A 20,521-nucleotide genomic window follows, 5' to 3' on the forward strand; every position below is an offset into this window, starting at 1 on the left:
CTCTGTCAGGCCCGGGGGCGGAAGACCGGCTTCACCGGGCGTCCGCCCAGCCAGGGGCCGGGGTCGGCGGCGTCCAGCGCCTTGCGGTACGCCGCGCACGCCTGGGCGACCACGTCCACTGTCCGGTCGATGTCGGCGTCGCTCAGCGCGTCGCTCACCACGAACGAGGGGGCGAGCACTCCGCCCGCGAGGAGCTGGCGCAGGAAGAGGGTGCGGTACGGCTGCGACGGCTGCCCGTTCTCGTCGAGGGTGGCGAAGACCAGGTTGCTGGCCCGGCCCCGGACGACGACGTGGTCGCCGACGCCCATGGTGGCCGCGGCGTCGCGGACCCCGGCGGCGAGCCGCTCGCCGAGGGCGTGCAGCCGCGCGGTGACGCCCTCCTCGGCGTAGGTGGTCTGGACAGCCATCGCGGCGGCCAGGGAGTGCGTCTCCGCGCCGTGCGTGGTCGAGAGGAGGAACACCCGTTCGCCGGAGTGGCGCAGTCCGCCCCGTTCCATCAGCGCGCGGCGCCCGGCCAGCGCGGAGACGGCGAAGCCGTTGCCGAGCGCCTTGCCGAACGTGGAGAGGTCCGGGACGACCCCGTACAGCCCCTGCGCGCCCGCCTCCGACCAGCGGAAGCCGGTGATCATCTCGTCGAAGACGAGGACGCAGCCGTGCCGGTCGGCCAGTTCGCGCAGTCCGGCGAGGTAGCCGGGCGGGGGCTCGGTGTGGGTGGCGGGTTCGAGGATGAGGCAGGCGACCTCGTCCCGGTACCGGCTCAGCAGCTCCTCCGTGGCGGCGAGATCGCCGTAGGGGAAGGACAGCGTCAGCTCGGTCGTCGCCGCCGGGATGCCCGCGGGCATCGGCGTCGTACCGATGAACCAGTCGTCGACGGAGAAGAAGGGGTGGTCGCCGCAGACGGCCACCCGTGGGCGCCCGGTGACGGCGCGGGCGAGGCGTACGGCGGCGGTGGTGGCGTCGGAGCCGTTCTTGGCGAACTTCACCATCTCGGCGGTCGGCACGGTCGCCAGGAAGCGTTCCGCGGCCTCGGCCTCCACGAAGGAAGGGCGGACGAAGTTGCCGCCGCGGTCGATCTCGCGGCGCACGGCCTCGGTGACCCGCGGGTGGGCGTGGCCGAGGCTGACGGACCGCAGCCCCGAGCCGTACTCGATGTAGCGGTTGCCGTCGATGTCCCACACGTGGGCGCCTCGGCCGTGGCTGATGACGGGGGCCAGGTTCTCGGGGTACTGGTCGTCGCCCTTGGCGTACGTGTGCGCGCCCCCGGGGATCATGGCGTGCAGCCGTTCGTTCGCCGCCTGTGAGCGGGGCAGTGCGGGCTGTTCGGAGTCCACGGTGGGTTCAGCTCCCTTCCTGGTGCAGGGCCTGGGCGAGGCTCGGTGCCTCGCGGTCCCGCTGGGACATCGAGGTGGGCGGCAGCGGCCAGGGAACGGCCAGCTCCGGGTCGTCGAAGGCGATCGTCACGTCCTCGGCCGGATCGTGCGGACGGTCGATCCGGTAGGAGGTGTCGGCGGTCTCCGTCAGCGCCTGGAAGCCGTGCGCGCAGCCCGCAGGGACGTACAGCGTCGTCTGCGTCTCGCCGGACAGCTCGAAGGTGGCCACCGTGCGGTAGGTCGGCGAGTCAGGGCGCAGGTCCACGACGACGTCGAAGATCCGCCCGTACGAGCACCGCACGAGCTTGGCCTCGCCCTTGCCGGAGCGCAGGTGGAGGCCGCGCACCACGCCCCGTACCGAGCGGGAGAGGCTGTCCTGGACGAAGGCGTCCGGGTCGAGGCCCACCGAGCGGACGACGTCGGCGTCGAAGGTGCGGCAGAAGAAGCCGCGTTCGTCGGCGTACGGAGTCGGCTCGAAGAGGAACGCGCCGTCGATCTCCGGGACTTCGGTGGCTTTCATGGGGTCTCCCGCGGGGCGGTCGCCTGGAACAGGGCCGTGGTCAAGGCGGTGAACTGGTGGTCGAGTTGCCGGACGGTCTCCTCGTTCCGCCCGGCGAGGGTCCGGCGCAGCTCCGGCGCGTGCTTCTCCAGCTCCCGGAACTGTTCCAGCAGCCGGTCGGCATCGACCTCGCGGGCCGGATGGCAGTACGCGCCGAGGCCCATCCCCGCCATCAGCGCGTCGCTCTTGGCCGCGTAGCTGACCGCGAGCGTCGGCGTTCCGGCCTTCAGCGCGCAGATCAGGTTGTGGTAGCGGATGGCCACCACGGCGTCCGCGGCCGCCGTCTCCGCCATCAGGTCGGCCAGGGAAGCCACTTCGGCGGCCGTGACCAGGGGCGAGTCCACCGCTTCGAGGATCGCGGCGACCACCGTCGTGTCGCACTCGTCGCCGGTGAGCAGCCGGACCCGTCTGCCGTCCTCGGCCAGCGCGCGGACGAACCGGGTCGTCCCTTCGAGATAGCGGCGGTGGATCTCGTCGGCGCGGGCGCGGTCGTCGTTGCCGCCGTGGAAGTCCATGACGCCGACGCAGACCGTGCCGTCCGGCGTGCCCCGGGGCGGCGACGGCAGGGCGAACGCGAGGTCGGGGTACACCTCGTCGCGCGCTGTGTCCACGCCCATCTCCCGCATCGCGTCGCGGGACTCGGCGTCCCGGTACGAGCGGTACGCGGCCAGCCGCGCCGACCAGCGGACCAGGGCGCGGGTCGGCCGGTCGGCGATCGGCGCCGCGCCCACGCCGACGAGTGCGACCCGGGTGCGGAAGAGGCGGCCGGCCGCGCAGAGCAGGAAGAGGGAGTAGGGGAAGCCCCACGGACGCAGCGGCAGCGTGGCCTCCAGGACTCCCATGCCCGGCACGATCACCACCTCGTGCTTCCGGACCCAGGCGGCGGTCCGGAAGACGTCGACGAGTTTGCCGAGGCCCTTGCCCGCCATCGCGCCCGCGCGGGACGCCGTCCGGTACTCGCCGTGGTACCAGTGCAGCCGCGTCGCGGGGATCCGGTACCGGGCCGTGACGGTCGCGGGTCCGCCGCACAGCGCGTCGACGGGCGAGGCGGGGTGCGCCTCGCGGAGGTATCCGAGCACGGCCTCCAGCGAGCCGTCGTTGCCGAGGTTGCCGGAGCCGAGGAGGCCGAACACCCCGACGCGTGGCGGGGTTTCACGCGGGGACCTCATGCCCGTCGGCCCTCACGTCCGGCGACGAGCTCGTCGAGGGAGACCGTGAGCGCCGCCGGGTCGGCCGGGGCGCGGTCCTCGACGCGCTCGCCCGCGCCGGGGCGGGCCCGGCTGGTCATCCACGAGGCGAGGTGGCGGTAGCAGGCGCGCCGGTCGGCGGTGGAGAGCGGCGCCCGCCGGATCGCCTCGACGAAGCCCCAGACGTACTCGGCGAGCAGCCGGGGCGTGGGGTGCAGCGGCCCCGACCTGCGGGGGTCGAGGTTGACGCAGCGGGAGCGCTTGGAGGGGTTCGCGCGCTCGGCGCGGGTGGGGTGGTCGCGGCGGAAGTACAGCAGCTCCGGCACCTGGTGGAACGGCCCTTGCAGGACGATCTCGGCGACGAACGTACGGTCCGCGTGGTGGTAGCTGTCGTGCGGCCGCACCCGGCGCAGCATGTCGGCCCGCATCAGGCCGTAGAAGTCGTCGCCGCCGGGCTCGAAGAGGAAGCTGCGGAAGCGCTCCGGCGCGCGCGGAGAGTCGGTGGCGAGCGAGTACTCGTACGGGACCTTCACCTTGCCGTCGCCGTCGATGACCGCCTGGCCCGAGTGCGCGAGGACCACGTCGGGGTGTGCGTCCAGCGCCTCCACGCAGCGCCGCAGCAGGTCACGGGCGTACAGGTCGTCGTGCGAGGCCCACTTGAACAGCTCGCCACGGCACCGGGTGAAGACGTAGTTGTGGTTGGGCGCGGCGCCGACGTTCCGCAGCAGCCGGAGGTAGCGGATCCGCGGGTCCTTCGCGGCGTACTCGCGGCAGATCTCCTGGGTCCGGTCGGTCGAGGCGTTGTCGGAGATGACCAGCTCGAAGTCCTCGTAGGTCTGTCCGAGCAGCGCGTCGAGCGACTCGGCCAGGTACTCCTCGCCGTTGTAGACGGGAAGGCCGATGCTCACACGGGGAATGGCGGTCAAGGCGTCCTCACTTCGGGGATGGATTTCCGGTGGTGCTCGCGCAGGGCGGAGCGCAGTTGCAGCCACCACACGGCCGAGGCGCTGACGGTCGCGGCGGCGACGCCCCAGGCGGAGCCCTCCGTCCCGGCCGCGACGGCGCCGCCGAGACCGCCGGTGACGTAGCAGGCGGAGGCGAAGAGCTGGCAGCGCAGGCTGCGCCGGGCGGCGGCGAGCGCGCGCAGTCCGGCCGCGGCGCCGGTGCCGAGACCGGCACCGGCGACGCCGAGGGTGGCAGGGACGATGAGCTGCGAGGAGGCGTGCCAGACGTCGCCGAGCACGAGCTCTCCCGCGCGGTCCGGCATCAGCAGCAGCGCCGCGCCCCACAGCAGTGCGGCGGCGGCCTGCCCGCCGCCGATGACGAGGCAGAACGTGGCCAGCCGGTGCGGGGCCTGGCGCAGCACGCGGGCGGCCTCCGCGACGGTGACCAGCGAGAGCCCCATGAGCAGCGCGAGGAACGGGCCGAGGAGCAGTTCGGCGCCGCGGATCACGCCCACCGCGCTGATCCCGACGATCGCCCCGAGCCCGTAGGCGCGGAGCTGGGCGGCGCCGCTGTTGCTGACGTTCTCGACCAGGTAGCGGTAGCCGAGGTCGCGGTGCTCGCGCAGCCAGCCGCGCGCCCCGGCCGTGCGGGGCCGGATCCCGGACTGGAAGCAGCCGTACAGCGCGGGCACCGCCGCGGCGACGCCCCAGGCGAGCACGAAGGCGCCCACGCTGCCCACGCGGGCCGCGACCAGCATGGCCGGGACGAGCGCGGCGCACCACATGAGGTCGTTGACGAGCGCCTTGCGCCCGGTGCCCGCGGCGAAGAACGCGAACCGCCAGGCGTCCTGCAGCAGCAGCGCCGGGAGGACGACGCCGAGGCAGGCGAAGCCGGGCCCGATCCGGCCCCCGATGCCCAGCCCGACCGCCAGGGACACGGCGCCGAGCGCGGTGCCGACGCCGAGCGCGGTGCCCACGGAGCGGGCCACCGCCGCGCGCCAGTCCGCCTCCGGTACGCCGCTGAAGCGCACCATGAGCGGGTCCGTGGCCAGGCCGCGCGAGACGTTGAGCACCACGCCGTAGGTCACCCAGGCCAGGCTGAAGACGCCGAAGGCGGTCAGCCCGAGCGAGCGGGCGACGAAGATCCCCACCGCGAAGTTGTTCATGCTGCAGACCGCCTGGTCGGCCAGTCCCCAGGAGAGCCGGCCGGCCACGGCCCGACGCGTCGACGGCCGGGCGTGCCTGGCCCGGCCCGGTGGTTTCGTCGCCCTCTCCTCCTCGGTGGTCATGGACGTCATGCCTTGATCAGGTCCGCGCTGCGCAGGGCCTCGGCCGCGGCGGCGACGGTGTCGAAGGGCAGCCCGGACCGCTCGGCGACGTCCAGCAGGGTGTGCGCGCCGTCGGAGAGGCTGAGCACCCAGAGCATGGCCATCTGGGCCTGCTTCGCGTCGCTCCGGCCGCCGAGCGAGTCGTACAGCCCGCGCCGTCCCAGCTGGGGTTCGCCGTACGGGCTGAGGTTGACGTACCGCCGGTTGCGGTCGAGCACGGCGAACGCCTCGCGGCAGACGGCGAGCGTGTCGGCCATCGCCTCCGGGGTGACGAAGCCCAGGTCGTCCGCCGAGGTGTGGTACTCGGGGTAGCCCGCGTAGGGGGTCCGGCTGAGCGAGCCCACGCCGAGGTCGAACCCGGGCGAGCAGTACTGCCGCTCGTCGTAGCCGTACGGGGTGAACTCGGTGACGCGGTGCGGGCGTTCGGACGTGCTCAGCACGTGCCGCAGCACCCGGTCGATCTCCGCGTCGCCGCGCCTGCTCTGCTTGTACGTGAGCTGCCCCGGGTCCCCGGCGCAGGCCAGCACCAGCCCGTGCTTGACCAGGTCGATCCGCTCGGCGTTGCGCGCCAGCCAGGTGATCGCGCCGATGGTGCCGGGCGCGAAGACGAACCGGTAGGTGTAGTACGGGGTCCCCTCCGCCAGCGCGCGGGCGAGGTACGTCGCCACCGCGATCCCGGCCAGGTTGTCGTTGGCCAGCGACGGGTGGCAGACGTGGCAGGAGACGATCACCTCGTCGGGGACCTGCCCGGGGACGACGTGCTCGGCGTAGGTGAGGTGCCCGTCGGCGAGTGTGGAGTCGATACGTACCTCGTACTCGCCCTCCGGCAGCGCGTCCAGGGTCTCCTGGGCCAGGCAGAATCCCCACTCCGGCGTGTAGTAGCTGGTGCGGTACGGCACCCAGGACGGGTGGTCCGGCAGGGTGTGCAGGTGGGCGCGGAGTTCGGCGAGGGGCATGGTCCGCGACACGGGCACGCTGTAGCCGAGGACGTGCAGGCTGGACGCGGCGAAGTCGATGACACGGTTGCCCGCGGCGTCGGCGACGTACGCGTCCCGGATGTTCCACTCCTGCGGCACCGTCCAGTCGAGCACCTGCGTCCCGGTCGGCACCTCGTGCAGCTGGAGCGGGAGGTGCTCGCCGACGATCGCCAGGGTGTCGCGCACCCCGTCGCCCGTGATGCTCCGGCAGAGCGGGTACATCCGCTCCACCAGCGCGTGCATCTCCTCGCCCACTCCGGGGCCCGCCCCCGCCATCAGCGCCACCGCAGGGTGTCGTCGACGGTTCCGGCGTCGGACGCCGCGCGCAGCACGGCGAGGCGGGTGAAGCGCTGCTCGAAGTCCGCCCGGGTCAGCCCGTGCTTCCGGTAGGCGTCGGCGAGTTCGACCGCGCCCTGCTTCACCGTCCACTCGCAGTCGAAGCCGGGGATCGCGGCGCGGAACCGGGAGAAGTCCACGCGGTACGAGCGCAGGTCGGCGCCGGTCTCCCCCGTGATCACCACCTTCGCGCCGGAGACCGCGGCGGCGACCTCGTCGGCTATCTCGGCGACCGTGACGTTGTTGACCTCGCTGCCGATGTTGAAGGCCCGGTCGTGCACCGCCTCGCGCGGCGCGGTCAGCGCGGCCGTGAAGGCCCGCGCGATGTCGGCGGCGTGCACCAGCGGGCGCCAGGGGGTGCCGTCGGAGAGCACCAGGACCTCGCCGGACAGCAGCGCGTGGCCCACCAGGTTGTTCAGCACGATGTCGGCGCGGAGCCGGGGCGAGTAGCCGAAGGCGGTGGCGTTGCGCATGAACACCGGGGTGAAGTCGCCGTCGGCCAGGGCGTGCAGATCGTCCTCCACCCGCACCTTGGACTCCGCGTACGGCGTCACCGGGCGCAGCGGGGCCTCCTCGGCCACCAGCTCGTCACCGCCCGCGGCGCCGTAGACGGAGCAGGTCGACGCGTACAGGAAGCGCCGCACCCCGGCCTCGCGGGCCAGCCGGGCCAGCCGCGTGGACGCGTGGTGGTTGATGTCGTAGGTGAGGTCGGGGGCCAGCGATCCCAGCGGGTCGTTGGAGAGCGCGGCCAGATGGATCACGGCGTCCACCCCGGCCACGTGTTCGGCGGTGACGTCCCGCAGGTCCACCCGGTGCCCGGCGGGGTCCGTGGGAGACGGTCCCAGCAGGCAGTTGGCGAAGAGGCCCGCGTCGAGCCCGACGACATCGTGCCCGGCGGCGGTGAGGACCGGGGCCATCACGGTGCCCAGGTAGCCCTGGTGACCGGTCAGCAGTACGCGCAAGGTTCATTCCCCCAGGTCGAGAGTGAGTTTGGTGACGTCGAACGCCTCGGCGTAGCGGGCGTGGCATTCGATGCCGCGGATCCGCGCGAGGCCGAGGAAGGCTTCCCGGTCGTACCAGGACCGGTGCCGCTGCGAGGGGTAGTGCTCCTGCAGCAGCCCGACCTTCCGCTCGGCGATCTCGGGCGGCAGCGGCTGGTAGGCGGAGGGGCGGCCGAGGTCGCCGTCCCACTTGACGATCTCGTAGCCGAGCACGAGGTGGTCGCGGAACGCGGTGGGCACGAGCTGCGCCAGGCCCCGGTGGTCCTGGTGCGCGTCGGCGGTGCGCGGGGCGAGCACGAGTTCGGGATCGGTGCGCTCGCGCAGCTCCTCGACTGCCGCCTTGGCCTCGTCCCAGCGCGCCGTCATCCGCCCGTCGGGCAGCTTGAGCACGGTCAGCCGCAGTTCGGCGCCCGGGCAGAAGGCGGCGAGCGCGGCCCGCTCCTCCTGCTCCCGCTCGGTGCCGCCGCCGGAGAGCACCAGTGCGTCGACGCGGAGGCCGGGGCGGGCGAGGCACATCGCGAGCAGCGTGCCGCCCGCGCCGATGGCGATGTCGTCGCAGTGCGCGCCCACGGCGACGATCCGTTCCAGGCGCCCGGCGCCGAGCCGGATCACGCTCTGGCTCCGGCGGCTCCGGCGGCCCCGGCCGCGCCCACGGCGTCGCGCTCCCACACGGCCCACGGGCGGTCGCCGCGGGCGTAGGCGGAGTCGAGCGCGGCACGCTCCTTCACGGTGTCGGTCGGCTTCCAGAAGCCGCGGTGCTGGTGGGCCACCAGCCGCCCGCGCTTGGCCAGCTGGGCGCAGCCGTCGGCGACGAGGTCGCCGCCCTCCGGGATGTGGTCGAAGACCTCCTGGCGGAGCACGAAGTAGCCGCCGTTCTCCCACAGCGGCAGCTCGCTGACCGCGGTGATGCCCCCGACCAGTCCGTCGTCGCCCAGGTCCACGCAGTGGAACGAGGACTGCGGCGGTACGACCAGCATCGAGGCACCGGCGTCCCGCCGGGAGAACCGGTCGATCATCTCCGGCAGCGGCGCGTCGGTGAGCACGTCGGCGTAGTTGGCGAGGAACATCTCGTCGCCGTCCAGGTGGTGCCGCACCCGGCGCAGCCGCTCCCCGATCGGTGACTCGATGCCGGTCTGCGCGAACGTGATCGTCCAGTCGGCGATGTCGGTGGACAGCAGCTCGGTGCGCCCGTTCCGCAGGACGAAGTCGTTGGACGCCGTCTCCTCGTAGTTGAGGAAGAACTCCTTGATGTGGTGCGCCCCGTAGCCCAGGCACAGGATGAACTCCGTGTGCCCGAAGTGCGCGTAGTACCGCATGACGTGCCAGATCAGCGGGCGCGGGCCGACCATCGCCATCGGCTTGGGCATGTCGTCGGAGTCGCCGCTGCGCATCCGTAACCCGTAACCGCCGCAGAACAGTACGACCTTCATCGCTCCACCTCGACAATGCTCAGTTCCGGAATGGGGAAGACCAGCCGGCCGCCCCAGTCGTGCACGTAGGACAGCTGCTCGACGAGCTCGTCCCGCAGGTTCCACGGGAGGACGAGCACGTAGTCGGGCCGGTCGGCGGCTATCCGCTCGGGCGGCAGGATCGGGACGCGGGTGCCCGGGGTGAACCTGCCGTGCTTGTAGGGGTTGCGGTCGACCGTGTAGGCGAGCAGGTCGGGCCGGATGCCGCAGTGGTTGAGCAGGGTGTTGCCCTTGCCGGGGGCGCCGTAGCCGACGACCGTCTCGCCGCGCTCGGCGGCCTCGATGAGGAACTTGAGGAGGTCCCGGCGCACCTTGGCGACCCGCGCGGAGAACTCGGTGTACCCGGACAGCTCCTGGAGGCCCGCGGCCTTCTCCCTCGCCAGTACGTCGGCGACGCGCGGCGAGGGCTCCCCCGCCGCCCCGTCCGGGCGGGCCCACAGCCGGATGGAGCCGCCGTGGGTGGGCAGCAGCTCGACGTCGACGAGCGAGAGCCCGCCGCTGGCGAGCGCCCGGATCGCGGACGCGACCGTGTAGTACTGGAAGTGCTCGTGGTAGATCGTGTCGTACTGGTTCTCCTCGATCAGGGTCAGCAGGTGCTGCACCTCGATGGAGACCCAGCCGTCGTCGGCGACGAGCGCCCGCAGCCCCTGGGTGAAGCCGACCACGTCGGGGATGTGCGCGTACACGTTGTTGGCCACGACCAGGTCCGCCGGGCCGTGCTCGGCGCGGACGCCCGAGCCGGTCTCCGGGGACAGGAACTCCGTGAGCGTGGGCACGCCCGCGTCCCGCGCCGCGCCGCCGACGTTCACCGACGGCTCGATGCCCAGGCAGCGGATCCCCCGGTCCACCACGTGCTTGAGCAGATAGCCGTCGTTGCTCGCGACCTCGACCACGAACGAGCCGGAGTCCAGGCCCACGCGCTCCGCCGCGTCGCTGACGAACGTCCGCGCGTGCTCCACCCACGAGGTCGAGAAGGAGGAGAAGTACGCGTACTCCTTGAACGTCTCCTCGGGTGTGATCAGCGGCGGTATCTGCGCGAGCCAGCACTCGGTGCAGACCCGCAGATGCAGCGGGTACGCGGGCTCCGGCTGGTCCAGCTGTTCCGCGGCGAGAAAGCTCTCACAAGGCGGTGTCGCTCCCAGGTCGACGACGCTCGCCGTCGCCGTCGAGCCGCAGAGCCGGCATCGTGTCATTTGTTGCCCCCCAATATTTCGGTCCGCCCCGCGATCGCGGTGCGGTACCCCTCCACCAGGCGCTCCAGCCCCACGGCGGGGCTGAAGCCCCGCTCGTAACGGAGCCGGGCCGCCCGGCCCATCTCTTGGTTGCGCTCCGGCCCGTCCGTGATCCGGCGCAGGCAGGACGCGAGCGAGGCGGCCTCGCGCGGCCGGTGCAGCAGCCCGGTCACGCCGTCCTCGACGAGTTCGGTGAAGGCGCCGTGCCCGGCGGCGACGGCCGGGACCCCCGCCGCCATCGCCTCCACGACGACCAGGCCGAACGCCTCCAGCCACGTCGAGGGAGCCACCACGGCGACCGCCCGCGCGATCGCCCGGCGGCACTCCTCCGGGCCGTACAGCCCGACATAGCGCACGTCGTCCCGGCCCACCGCCCAGGCGGTCACCTCGGCCTCCAGCGGCCCGGTGCCCGCGATCACGAGCGGGACGCCCGCGCCGCCGCCGTCGGCGATCTCGTCCCACGCGGCCATGAGCAGCCGCAGGCCCTTCGTCTCGGCGAGCCGCCCGAGGTAGAGCACGTGCTCGCCGGGGCCCGTCCGCCGGACGTCCGGCTCCGGCACGAAGTTGTGCTTCACCGCCAGCCGTTCGGCGGGCATACCCGCCCGTACGAGGACGTCGCGCTGGGCGGCGGAGATGCAGAAGAACCGCTCCACGCCGGTCCACCACCGCCGCCGGTTGGCCGTCAGGCTGACCGCGAGCGGCACCGTCGCCAGCCGGGAGTCGCGGTAGCAGCCGTGCCGGACGGCGGGCAGCGGCACCGACGAGCCGACGCACTCGGTGCACGGCTGTCCGTCGCGCTGCAGGGTGCCGGGCGGGCAGACCTGGGTGTAGTTGTGCAGCGTGGCCACGGCGGGCACCCCGGCGTCGGCGCAGGCGGCCAGCACCGCGGGCGACAGCAGCGGGAAGACGTTGTGGACGTGCACGACGTCGGGGCGCTGGGCACGCAGCCGGGCGGCCAGCTCCCTGCGGACCGACGGGTTCCACGGCACCAGCAGCGGCACCGCGGCCTTCCCCGGCAGGGAACGCGCCGCGATGTCGTCGCTGCGCCGCTCGAACGTCTCCACCCGGTGACCTGCCGCGCGCAGCAGCGCCACCTCCTGGTCGACGACCTTGTTCTCCCCGCTCGGCTGCGCCGAGGCGTAGCGGTTGTGCACCACGAGAACGTGCATCGTCGAGGTCACCTCCTTCCCCTGGCCCAGCTCGGGACCCGGATGTGCGGCGTCGTGGGTGTCACGGGCGTCATGAGCGGCGCGGGCGCGGTGGGCGTGGCCAGCAGCGAGGCGGCCAGGGCCAGATGCAGCAGGTACGGCGAGGCGTCGCCCAGCCCGGCCTCGGTGTACGACGCGATGGCGCAGTAGCTGATCAGGAAGATCGCGCAGGCCCGCGCGAGCGACGGGGGCCGCAGCAGCGCGACGCCGCCCAGCACGAGGATGATCGCCGACACGAGGACGACACCGGCCCAGCCCTGTTCCTGGTAGACGGCGTACCAGCTGTTGTCGATGGGCAGCCCGCCGAACGACTTGTCGCCCAGGCCCATCCCGAAGAGCTTCTCCCCGGTCGTACGGGGCGCCGCCAGCAGCGCGTCCCAGACCTTGGCACGCCCGGTGAGGCTGGTGAGGTACTCCTGGCTCTGGCCGCGCAGGAACCACGCCCGGAGCGCGGGAGCGAACCCCACCCCGGCCACCGCGACGATCACCACCGCCCAGGTGAAGAACCGGCGCGCGGCGGCGCTGGTCAGGACGAGCGAGCCGATCGCCAGCGTCAGCCCCATGAGCATGCCGAGCGTGGCCGTACGGGTGTGGGTCAGCGCGAGCAGCACGAGCGAGGGCACGATGATGACCGCCGCGCTGGCCTTGTCGGTCCTGCGGCCGAGGACGAGCAGCACGGTGAGCCCGATGATCACCGCGGCGTACTGGCCGATCTGCGGCGGGGTGAGCGGCCACAGCGCGCCGACCAGCCGCCCGCCGTAGAGCTCGGGCATGGCCGCGCCCGGCGAGACGAGCGCTCCGGCGGCGACGGAGCCGAGCACCGCGAAGTACATCCGGATGTGGTGCCGTACGAACGTCAGGCCGCCGTCCCACCAGCGGGTGAGCAGCCAGAGCGTGGCGATGAAGAGGGCCAGCCGCCCGCAGCGGAACAGCGCGCCGAGCCCCGACTCCAGCTGCAGGCTGGAGATCACGCTCGGCACGAGCAGCAGCGTGAGCAGCAGCACGAAGGCGCTCGACCGGATGCGCAGCCGGAGGTTGAGCCCGAGCGCCAGCGCGAACGCGCCGACCAGCGCGCCCATGGTGACCAGCTGGATGAGGGAACGGGGCAGCGGGATGATCGTCTTGGCCCCGGCGGAGCCGAGCGTGTTGAGGATCAGCAGTCCCCACACGATCCCGACGGCCTTCGGCGTCCCCGCGCCCGGTGTGTCCGTGCTCATCTCACCCTCCGGCCTGCGGGTCGAGGGTGCTGTCCTTGTCCTGCTCGTACGGCGGCCCCTGCCACTGCTCGAAGTCGAGGATCCCGCTGGGGTCGTGGGCGACGAACTTCCACGGTCCGCTGTAGTCGTTGTCGTGCCAGCGGTTGTGCTGCTTGCGGGTGATCGCGTCGGCGATCCGCTTGCCCTTGTACGGCGACCACTTGGGATACGTGCCGAAGTTGGCCAGCACGGCCATGCGGTCGCACTTCACCGTGCAGTCGACGACGGACTTGTCCAGCACGAAGCGGTTGTGGTGGATGTTCACGCGCTGGGTCTTCCAGCGGCAGTCGTCGTAGAGCGGCCGGTCGGCGATGGACGGCCGTGCGCAGCGGTCGGTCTTCTTCACCAGCAGCGTGCAGTCGCCGGAGGAGGTGTTCGCCGGGCTGTTGCAGAACCGGTCGGCGTTCTCCCACAGGGTGATCCCGGACCAGTTGTTCTCCAGCAGGTTCCGGGAGACCTCGATCTCGTCCGTACGGGCCTTGATCCGGGGTTCGCCGCCGGACTCGGAGAAGTAGAGGGTCGCGAACGGGAAGCTGTCGCCCTTCTTGGCGTACTTGCGGCCGTCCACCCAGTTGTTCCGCCGGATCGTGTTCTCGCGGATGACCGCGTTGTAGCTGGTCTCGTAGATCAGGGCTGCGCCGTCGTTGGTCTCCAGGACGTTCTTCTCGATGCGGAAGTCGTTGTTGTTGGTGTCCGCCCACAGCCCGGTCCCGCGGTTGTCGTGCACCCAGTTGCCGCGTACGTCGGCGCCGTCGACGGCCCAGAACTTCACGCCGCCCGTGCAGCCGCAGCCCTCGCGCCGCCGCTCCCAGTCGTCGGTGTTGTTGCCCACGATCTCGTTGCCCTCGACCAGCAGGTCGGTGAGGCGGCCCTTGGACTTGTACGCGTTCATGCCGTACTGGCCGTTCGCGCGCAGGCAGTTGTCGCGGACCCGCTGGCGGTCACCGGCCATCAGCCCGGCGCCGGAGTTCTTCTGGATCTTCGAGTTCGCGATGGTCCATCCGTCGGCCGAGTCGTGGTTGACCACCCCCTCGTCCGGCGGCGCCACGAAGCGCTGCACAGTGAGGTGGCGGACGGTCACGTCGTCGCCGGAACCGCCGAACGCGTACCGGTTCTTCTTCCGGCCGTCGAGCACGGCGCCCGGCGCGCCGAGGTAGCGGTTCCCCTTCTTGGGGACGACCTGGGCGTACGGGTCCGGATCGAGCCTGTGCGTGCCCGGCCGTAACCAGAACGTCGTGCCCGCCGGGCGGCTCTTGGTCTTCGCGGCCAGATCGCCGACCTTCCCCGGATCGACCGTGACCGCGCCCGCCGGTGCCTTCGACGGCCCCGCCGCGGGCTTCGCGCAGACCCGCGCCACGGGCGTGTGCGGTCCGGAGGCAGGCTTGGACCGCGCGTCCTTGCCGCCTCCGTCCCCGCCGCCGTCCGGCGAGCTGTCGCAGCCGGTCATCGCCAGCAGGGCCAGCACCAGCGGCGCTGCGGGCAACGCCCGGTGCCACCTCGTGATCACACGTCCTCCCTATCCGCGGAACCTGAGTACGGTCGTGAACTCCCCCGACGGCGCCGTGCCGTCGGCGGGGCCCGTGCCGACCAGCGTCGTGGCCGGTGTCTTGCGCCCGAAGCCCGCGGAGTACCAGCCCAGCGGGGCGTCGGCCTCGCCACGGTGCGCCCGCCAGCGCAGCTCCCCGGGCAGGTCGAGCACCGCGGAGCGGTCCTCGTCGTCCCGGGTCCAGGTGAGCACGGCGCGGTTCCCGGTCAGCTCCGCGGCGATCTCCGGGCCGAGGTGGAACGCCAGCCGTACGGCCGCCGGGCGCGGGGCGTGCGCGCCGCGCCCGCCCCGGACCTCGTCGACCACGCGCAGCTCCCCTCCCCCGGCGGCGAGCTCCACGCTGCGGCGGTGCACGGCGGGCGCGTAGCCGTCGTGCTCGGCGCTCCAGCGGGCCGTCCCGCCCTCGGCGGCGCCGCCCGGCTCCGCGACGAGGACGCGGCTGCGGGCGTGCCGGGTCCACAGGAACGGGCCGCCGGAGACCGACTGGTCCGCGCCGTTCAGCTCCAGCGTGTTGTGGCCGAGGGTCGAGCGGAAGTACCGCCGCCACTCGGGCTCCCCGTGGTAGCAGTACGTCCCCGGGTCGGCCAGCACCTCGACCCCGTCGTGCCGGACCTCGACGGAGAGCGCGTCGGCGTGGGCGTGCGCGGCGATGGACAGGAAGCCGTGCGGACCGCCGTCGCAGCGGCACCAGATCTCCCCCGGGCCGCGCAGGATCGTCATGCCCGCGTCGGCGAAGTGCGCCGGCCGGGCCGCCGGGCGGGACGCGGCGGGTGCGCTCCCCCGCTTCGGGTACGGCCGGACGAGCGCGGCCAGCAGCGGCGTACGGACATCGGTGCCGGTCACCTCGGGCCACCAGCCGAGCCGCCCGAAGACGGCGTCCCCGGTGGCCAGCAGCGAGGCCCAGCGGTCGGTGCCCGCGCCGTCCACGACCAGGCCGTGCCCGTCGTCCGCGTCACCCTGGCGCGGCGGCCGAAGGTGGCTGTCCACGACGGCCGCGAGCGCGTCGGTCATCCGCAGCAGCACCAGCCGGACCGTCGGAGGGACCGGTACGCGCGCGGCGTCCGCCTCGGCCACCGCGGCGAGGCCCAGCTCCAGCACGAGCCCGTGGTACTCGGTGGCCAGCTCGCGGTTGAGCCCGGAGGGAAAGGTGTTGGCGCGCAGGTGCCGGTCCAGCGAGCGCAGCGCGCCGGTCCGCCAGCGCGCCGAGTCCGGGAACCAGTCGAACGCGCAGGCCGCCGCGGCCTGTCCGGCGGCCTCGGCGATGACGTGGTTGTTCGCGGAGGACCCCCGGCTGGGGAAGGCGGCCAGCCAGCGCTGGTGGTGCCAGATCTGGTTCCGCGCCACCGGGTTCTCCTCGAAGAGCCCGGCCGCGCCCGGCCAGCCGTCGAGCAGCCGCCGGATCCACACCCAGGAGACCAGCCGGATGCCCAGTTCGATGCCGCTGATCCAGTGGACGCCGCGCAGCGGCGCGTTCGCCCCCCACCACGCGCGCAGCTGCGCGGCGACGCGCTCGGCGTACCGCTCGTTCCCGCTGAGCGCGTAGGCGGAGGCGAGCACGGTGAGGTACTGGTGCCGGGACGGCTCCCAGATCTGCTTGATGTCCCCGGACGCCTGCTCGTCCCGGTAGGGCACGTCGAAGGCGTAACCCCAGGGGGCCCGGCGCCCGGTCTTCGGGTCGTACCACCAGTCCGGGTCGGCCAGGTCGTCGCGGGGCACGCCGAAGAACTCCGCGTGCCCGGCCATCAGCCGGTCCGCCTCGGCGAGGAGGCGTTTCGCGGCGTCGGGCGGCACCGTGGCGAGCGTCCCGGCGGGCAGGGCCGAGGTGAAGCGGGCGCCAGTCACGCGCGGGGCCTCCGGGCGTACCCGCCGCCACAGCCGCCTGCGCGCCGTGTCGGCGGCGCGGCCGCCGACCTCCCGCGGCCCCATCCGGGACAGCCGCCGCAGGTACCAGCCCGCGCTCCCCGAACTCACGGTCATCGCGCCCCCGCCAGGGCCCCCGTCAGGGCCACCGGCACGCCCCCGGCCAGGCTCGTCCGCACCGCGAGGGTGGCCGCCGTGGTGGCGGCCAGCGACTCCAGCGGCACCGGCATGGGCCCGCCGGTGCGCACGGCCCGTACGAACGAGGCCAGTTCGGCGTTCTGCCCCTTGTCGCGAGCCTTGGGCAGCCGCGAGCTGACCCACTTTTTGCGCCCGGCGCTGTTCGCGTACACCGAGGCGCGGACGAAGTCGTCGAGCCGCAGCGCCTTGCCGTCGGCGACCATGTCGAGGGTCTCCTTGGGGAAGCCCGCCGCTCCGGTGGTGACGTAGCTGAGGGTGGCGGTGGAGCCGTCCGGGTAGCGCAGGACGATCTGGAGGTCCTCGTTGCCGGACGTGCCCACCGCGTACGCCGAGACCGGGTCGGCGCCGAGCAGCCAGCTCGCCGTGTCGATGAAGTGCCCGCCCTCGCCCGCGAACCGCGAGCCCTCGGTGTCCTGCTGGAGGTACCAGCTGCCGTGGTCCAGCCGTCCGGCGTTGACGAGGTAGCGGAGGCTCGCCGGTCCCGACCGGGCGCCGAACCGCTTCCTGGCCTCCTGGAGCAGCGGCGCGAACCGCCGGTTGAACCCCACCTGCAGCCGGTCGTTGCCGGACTCCTCGACCGCCGCGAGCACCCCGGCCAGATCCTCCTCGGTGAGGGCCAGGGGCTTCTCCACGAAGACGGCCTTGCCGGAGAGCAGCGCCTTGCGGGTCAGTTCGGCGTGCGAGCTGTGCCGGGTGACCACGAACACCGCGTCGACGGACTTGTCGCCGAGCACGGCGTCGAGGTCGGTGGTCGCCTCGGCGAAGCCGAACTTCCGCTTGGCGTTGGCGGCGGAGAGCGCGGTGGTGGTGACGACGGTGGAGAGCGTCACGCCGTCGCGCCCGGAGAGGTGCGGCAGCAGCATCGACGTCGCGTAGTTCCCCGCGCCGACGAACGCGAGGCGCACCGGCGCGTTGGTGCCGCGCGCCGGGTTCCGCTTCCCGCTCGTGGCGGGCACGGCGACCGAGGGCACGACCGCCTCCGGGGCGTCCTCCGTCTCCCCCTTGTCCTCGGACTCGGGGTAGCGGAAGAGCACGGCCACGGCCTTCAGTTCGCCGTCCTTGAGGCTCTGGTACGTCCCGACGGCGTCGTCGAACTCGGCGGTGCGGGTGATCAGGGGCTCCACGTCGACGCTGCCGCGCGCGGCGAGGTCGAGGAAGCAGGCCAGGTTGCGGCGCTCGGTCCAGCGCACGTAGCCGATCGGGTAGTCGCGCCCCTCCAGCTCGTACTCCGGGTCGTACCGCCCGGGGCCGTACGAGCGAGAGAACCGGACGTCCAGTTCCTTCTCGTAGTACGCGTTCCACGGCAGGTCCAGGCGGCACTTGCCGATGTCGACGACCCGGCCGCGGTCCCGGCACAGCCGGGCCGCCAGCTCGACGGGCTGATTGCTGCCGCCGCCCGCCGCCAGATACACCTGGTCCACGCCGTGGCCGCCGGTGAGCTCGGCGACGGCGGCCTCCACGGCGGCGGACGCGGGGTCGCCGCAGACGGCGGCGCCCAGCCGCTCGGCCAGCTCGCAGCGCGCCGGGTCGGGGTCGACGCCGACGACGCGGGCCCCCGAGGCGGCGAGCAGCTGCACCACCAGCTGGCCGATCAGCCCGAGGCCGATGACCAGCGTGACGTCGCCGAGCTGCGGCTCGCCCCGGCGGACGCCCTGCAGCGCGATCGAGCCGACGGTGCCGAAGGCGGCGTGCCGCGGCGCGAGTCCTTCCGGCACCGGGGCGTAGAGGTTCTTCGGCACCCAGTTCAGCTCGGCGTGCAGCGCGTGCTCGTTGCCCGCGCAGGCCACGAGGTCGCCGACGGCCACGTCGTCGATCCCGGCGCCGACCTGCTCGACGACCCCGCACAGCGAGTAGCCCAGCGGCGTCCAGGAGTCCAGCTTGCCCATCACCTTGCGGTAGGTGGCGGGCACCCCGTTGGTGGCGACGCTCTGCATGACCTTGGCCACCTGGTCGGGGCGGGAGCGGGCCTTGCCCACCATCGACATCCCGGCCTCGGAGACCTTCATGAGCTCGGTGCCGGTGGAGATCAGCGAGTAGGCGCTCCTGACCAGCACACCGCCCGGCTTGCACCCCGGTACCGGGACGTCGAGCAGCGCCAGTTCGCCGCTCTTGTAGTTCTGAACAACCTGCTTCACACGGTCTCCTTGGACGTCGCGCCGCGATACCAGTACTCAAGAGTCAGCACATGCCAGAGATGCTTGGAGAAGTCCCGCTGCCCGGCGGCGTCCTCGGCGACGAGCCGGGCCAGCGCGTCGCGGCGCAGGATGCCGGAGCGGACGAGCACACCGTCGTTCGCCACCTCGCGCACGAGCGGTGCCAGGTCCCGGCTCATCCAGGCCCGCAGCGGCGCGCTGAACAGGCCCTTGGGCCGGTAGACGATCTCCCGGGGCAGGACCGAGGTCGCCGCCTCCTTGAGGACGGCCTTGCCCTGCCGTCCGACGATCTTGCGGTCGCCGGGCACGGCGAACGCCGCCTTGACCACCTCGACGTCCACGTACGGCACCCGTACCTCGGTGGACGCGGCCATGCTGGAACGGTCCGTGTAGGTGAGGTTGAGGCCCGGCAGGAACATCCGGGAGTCGCCCAGGCACATGCGGTTGACGAAGTCGTCGAGCTCGTTGTCGCGGTAGATGTCCGCGTGCTCGGTCAGTACGTCCTCGACGGTCCCGGCCAGGTCCGGGTCGACCAGGGCGAGCAGTTCGTCCCGGTCGTACATGGTGTAGCTGCGCCGGAACGCGGTCTCCTCGGGCAGGTCCGCGAAGGAGAGGAACCGTTTGGCGAAGCGCACCGAGCGGTAGCCCCGGCGGGCCGTGGCGACCGGCAGACGGTCCACGGCCGCGGACAGGCCGCGCCGCAGGGGCCGCGGGACGCGCTGGTAGCGCAGCGCGAGCAGGTTGGCCAGGTGCTTGCGGTACCCGGCGAACAGCTCGTCGGCGCCCATCCCCGAGAGCATCACCTTGACCCCGGCCTCCCGGGCCGCCGAGCAGATCAGGAAGGTGTTGATCGCGGCGGGGTCGCCGATCGGCTCGTCCAGGTGGTACGTCATCTGCGGCAGCAGGTCGAGCACGTTCGGGGCGATCTCGATCTCGTGCAGGTCGACGCCGAACCGCGCGGCCACCTGCCGGGCGTAGCGCAGGTCGTCGGGCATCGCCTCGAACTTGGCGTCCTCGGCGCGGAATCCGATCGTGTAGGCGGAGATCCCGGGCTGGTGGCGGGCCGCGAGCGCCGTCAGGTAGCTGGAGTCGAGGCCGCCGGAGAGGAAGGTCGCCACGGGGACGTCGGAGAGCATGTGCTGCCGGGTGGACTCCTCGACGAGGGCGGCGAGGTCCGGCTGCTCTCCGGCCAGGGCGCGCTCGCGGGCCTCGGCGGCGACGTCCTTCAGGTTCCAGTACCGGCCGCGCTCGGTCCGGCCGTCGGGCCTGATCCGCAGCCAGCTGCCCGGCTGCAGCTTCTCGGCCTCGCGGAACGCGCACCGGGTGTCCGGCACCCAGTAGTACAGCAGCGAGGCCACCAGCGCCCCGTGGTCCACCTCCAGCGAGCCGCCGGTCGCGGCGGCGAGCGCCTTGAGCTCGGAGGCGAACACCAGCCCCTGGCCGCGCCGGAGCAGGAAGAGCGGCTTGATGCCGAGCTGGTCGCGGACGAGGACCAGCTCGCCGGTGCGCTCGTCGAAGATCCCGAACGCGAACATGCCGCGCAGCCGGGGCAGGCACTCCGTGCCCCAGCGCCGCCACGCCTCCAGCACGACCTCCGTGTCGGAGGTGCCGCGGAACGAGACCCCGGCGGCCGTGAGTTCGGCCCGTAACTGGGGCGCGTTGTACAGCTCGCCGTTGTACGTCAGGGCGAGCCCGTCCGAGACCATCGGCTGGGCCCCGGTCCCGGACAGGTCGATGATGGCCAGGCGGCGGTGCCCGAGCTCCACCTCGCCGTCACCGGCGGGGTGGCTGTACCGGCCGGCCCCGTCCGGTCCGCGATGGGCCAGGGTGTCGGTGAGCCGGTCGGTCACGGCCTTCCCGTCCGGCCATCGATACGTGCCTGCGATGCCACACACGT

At 73.0% G+C, this 20,521-nt stretch carries 16 protein-coding genes; all 16 read right to left on the minus strand.

Features of this window, described 5'->3' with window-relative positions; genetic code table 11:
• Nucleotides 1-5 precede the first annotated feature (5 nt).
• Nucleotides 6-1,331, minus strand: coding sequence for a glutamate-1-semialdehyde 2,1-aminomutase (locus ACGF3A_RS27535; protein ID WP_393733021.1), 1,326 nt, complete (start codon nt 1,329-1,331; stop codon nt 6-8).
• A 7-nt stretch (nt 1,332-1,338) separates the two neighbouring features.
• Nucleotides 1,339-1,890 carry a dTDP-4-dehydrorhamnose 3,5-epimerase gene (rfbC, locus tag ACGF3A_RS27540; RefSeq protein WP_393733022.1) on the minus strand — a complete coding sequence of 184 codons (552 nt, stop codon included), beginning with the start codon at nt 1,888-1,890 and terminating at the stop codon, nt 1,339-1,341.
• Nucleotides 1,887-3,098 (minus strand): polysaccharide pyruvyl transferase family protein, encoded by a 1,212-nt coding sequence (locus ACGF3A_RS27545; RefSeq protein ID WP_393733023.1) that lies wholly within the window; start codon nt 3,096-3,098, stop codon nt 1,887-1,889. The genes rfbC and ACGF3A_RS27545 overlap by 4 nt, the downstream gene beginning before the upstream one ends.
• Nucleotides 3,095-4,042: a glycosyltransferase family 2 protein gene (locus ACGF3A_RS27550; protein WP_393733024.1), complete on the minus strand. Its 948-nt coding sequence runs from the start codon at nt 4,040-4,042 to the stop codon at nt 3,095-3,097. Before ACGF3A_RS27550 ends, ACGF3A_RS27545 begins: the two co-directional genes overlap by 4 nt.
• The gene (locus ACGF3A_RS27555) at nt 4,039-5,349 is read right to left on the minus strand and encodes a hypothetical protein (RefSeq protein ID WP_393733390.1); all 1,311 of its coding nucleotides are present in this window, start codon (nt 5,347-5,349) and stop codon (nt 4,039-4,041) included. Before ACGF3A_RS27555 ends, ACGF3A_RS27550 begins: the two co-directional genes overlap by 4 nt.
• 5 nt (nt 5,350-5,354) lie before the next feature.
• Nucleotides 5,355-6,641, minus strand: coding sequence for a DUF4910 domain-containing protein (locus tag ACGF3A_RS27560; protein WP_393733025.1), 1,287 nt, complete (start codon nt 6,639-6,641; stop codon nt 5,355-5,357).
• Nucleotides 6,641-7,663, minus strand: a complete 1,023-nt coding sequence (locus tag ACGF3A_RS27565; protein ID WP_393733026.1) for an NAD-dependent epimerase/dehydratase family protein — start codon at nt 7,661-7,663, stop codon at nt 6,641-6,643. The genes ACGF3A_RS27560 and ACGF3A_RS27565 overlap by 1 nt, the downstream gene beginning before the upstream one ends.
• Before the next feature lie 3 nt (nt 7,664-7,666).
• Nucleotides 7,667-8,314, minus strand: coding sequence for a PIG-L deacetylase family protein (locus ACGF3A_RS27570; protein ID WP_393733027.1), 648 nt, complete (start codon nt 8,312-8,314; stop codon nt 7,667-7,669).
• Nucleotides 8,311-9,132 (minus strand): glucose-1-phosphate cytidylyltransferase, encoded by an 822-nt coding sequence (locus ACGF3A_RS27575; RefSeq protein ID WP_393733028.1) that lies wholly within the window; start codon nt 9,130-9,132, stop codon nt 8,311-8,313. Before ACGF3A_RS27575 ends, ACGF3A_RS27570 begins: the two co-directional genes overlap by 4 nt.
• Entirely contained in the window at nt 9,129-10,364 is a 1,236-nt protein-coding gene (locus ACGF3A_RS27580) for a class I SAM-dependent methyltransferase (protein ID WP_393733029.1), read from the minus strand. The genes ACGF3A_RS27575 and ACGF3A_RS27580 overlap by 4 nt, the downstream gene beginning before the upstream one ends.
• Nucleotides 10,361-11,572, minus strand: coding sequence for a glycosyltransferase (locus tag ACGF3A_RS27585; protein WP_393733030.1), 1,212 nt, complete (start codon nt 11,570-11,572; stop codon nt 10,361-10,363). Before ACGF3A_RS27585 ends, ACGF3A_RS27580 begins: the two co-directional genes overlap by 4 nt.
• Nucleotides 11,573-11,580: 8 nt before the next feature.
• Nucleotides 11,581-12,828 (minus strand): O-antigen ligase domain-containing protein, encoded by a 1,248-nt coding sequence (locus tag ACGF3A_RS27590; protein WP_393733031.1) that lies wholly within the window; start codon nt 12,826-12,828, stop codon nt 11,581-11,583.
• 1 nt (nt 12,829) lies between these two features.
• Nucleotides 12,830-14,314: a right-handed parallel beta-helix repeat-containing protein gene (locus tag ACGF3A_RS27595; RefSeq protein ID WP_393733391.1), complete on the minus strand. Its 1,485-nt coding sequence runs from the start codon at nt 14,312-14,314 to the stop codon at nt 12,830-12,832.
• 69 nt (nt 14,315-14,383) lie between these two features.
• Nucleotides 14,384-16,390, minus strand: coding sequence for an alginate lyase family protein (locus ACGF3A_RS27600; protein WP_393733032.1), 2,007 nt, complete (start codon nt 16,388-16,390; stop codon nt 14,384-14,386).
• Nucleotides 16,387-18,606: a bi-domain-containing oxidoreductase gene (locus ACGF3A_RS27605; RefSeq protein ID WP_393733033.1), complete on the minus strand. Its 2,220-nt coding sequence runs from the start codon at nt 18,604-18,606 to the stop codon at nt 16,387-16,389. The genes ACGF3A_RS27600 and ACGF3A_RS27605 overlap by 4 nt, the downstream gene beginning before the upstream one ends.
• Nucleotides 18,603-20,519 carry an asparagine synthase (glutamine-hydrolyzing) gene (asnB, locus tag ACGF3A_RS27610; RefSeq protein ID WP_393733034.1) on the minus strand — a complete coding sequence of 639 codons (1,917 nt, stop codon included), beginning with the start codon at nt 20,517-20,519 and terminating at the stop codon, nt 18,603-18,605. Before asnB ends, ACGF3A_RS27605 begins: the two co-directional genes overlap by 4 nt.
• Nucleotides 20,520-20,521: the final 2 nt, after the last annotated feature.

The sequence above is a fragment of the Streptomyces sp. NPDC048172 genome (genome assembly GCF_043202595.1).
Lineage (GTDB): Bacteria > Actinomycetota > Actinomycetes > Streptomycetales > Streptomycetaceae > Streptomyces.

What these genes read in the sequence shown, in the direction of transcription:
- rfbC (WP_393733022.1), bottom strand. Translation starts at nt 1,890, where the DNA reads ATGAAAGCCACCGAAGTCCCGGAGATCGACGGCGCGTTCCTCTTCGAG.
- ACGF3A_RS27545 (WP_393733023.1), bottom strand. Translation starts at nt 3,098, where the DNA reads ATGAGGTCCCCGCGTGAAACCCCGCCACGCGTCGGGGTGTTCGGCCTC.
- ACGF3A_RS27555 (WP_393733390.1), bottom strand. Translation starts at nt 5,349, where the DNA reads ATGACCACCGAGGAGGAGAGGGCGACGAAACCACCGGGCCGGGCCAGG.
- ACGF3A_RS27560 (WP_393733025.1), bottom strand. Translation starts at nt 6,641, where the DNA reads ATGGCGGGGGCGGGCCCCGGAGTGGGCGAGGAGATGCACGCGCTGGTG.
- ACGF3A_RS27575 (WP_393733028.1), bottom strand. Translation starts at nt 9,132, where the DNA reads ATGAAGGTCGTACTGTTCTGCGGCGGTTACGGGTTACGGATGCGCAGC.
- ACGF3A_RS27580 (WP_393733029.1), bottom strand. Translation starts at nt 10,364, where the DNA reads ATGACACGATGCCGGCTCTGCGGCTCGACGGCGACGGCGAGCGTCGTC.
- ACGF3A_RS27585 (WP_393733030.1), bottom strand. Translation starts at nt 11,572, where the DNA reads ATGCACGTTCTCGTGGTGCACAACCGCTACGCCTCGGCGCAGCCGAGC.
- ACGF3A_RS27590 (WP_393733031.1), bottom strand. Translation starts at nt 12,828, where the DNA reads ATGAGCACGGACACACCGGGCGCGGGGACGCCGAAGGCCGTCGGGATC.
- ACGF3A_RS27595 (WP_393733391.1), bottom strand. Translation starts at nt 14,314, where the DNA reads ATGACCGGCTGCGACAGCTCGCCGGACGGCGGCGGGGACGGAGGCGGC.
- ACGF3A_RS27600 (WP_393733032.1), bottom strand. Translation starts at nt 16,390, where the DNA reads ATGACCGTGAGTTCGGGGAGCGCGGGCTGGTACCTGCGGCGGCTGTCC.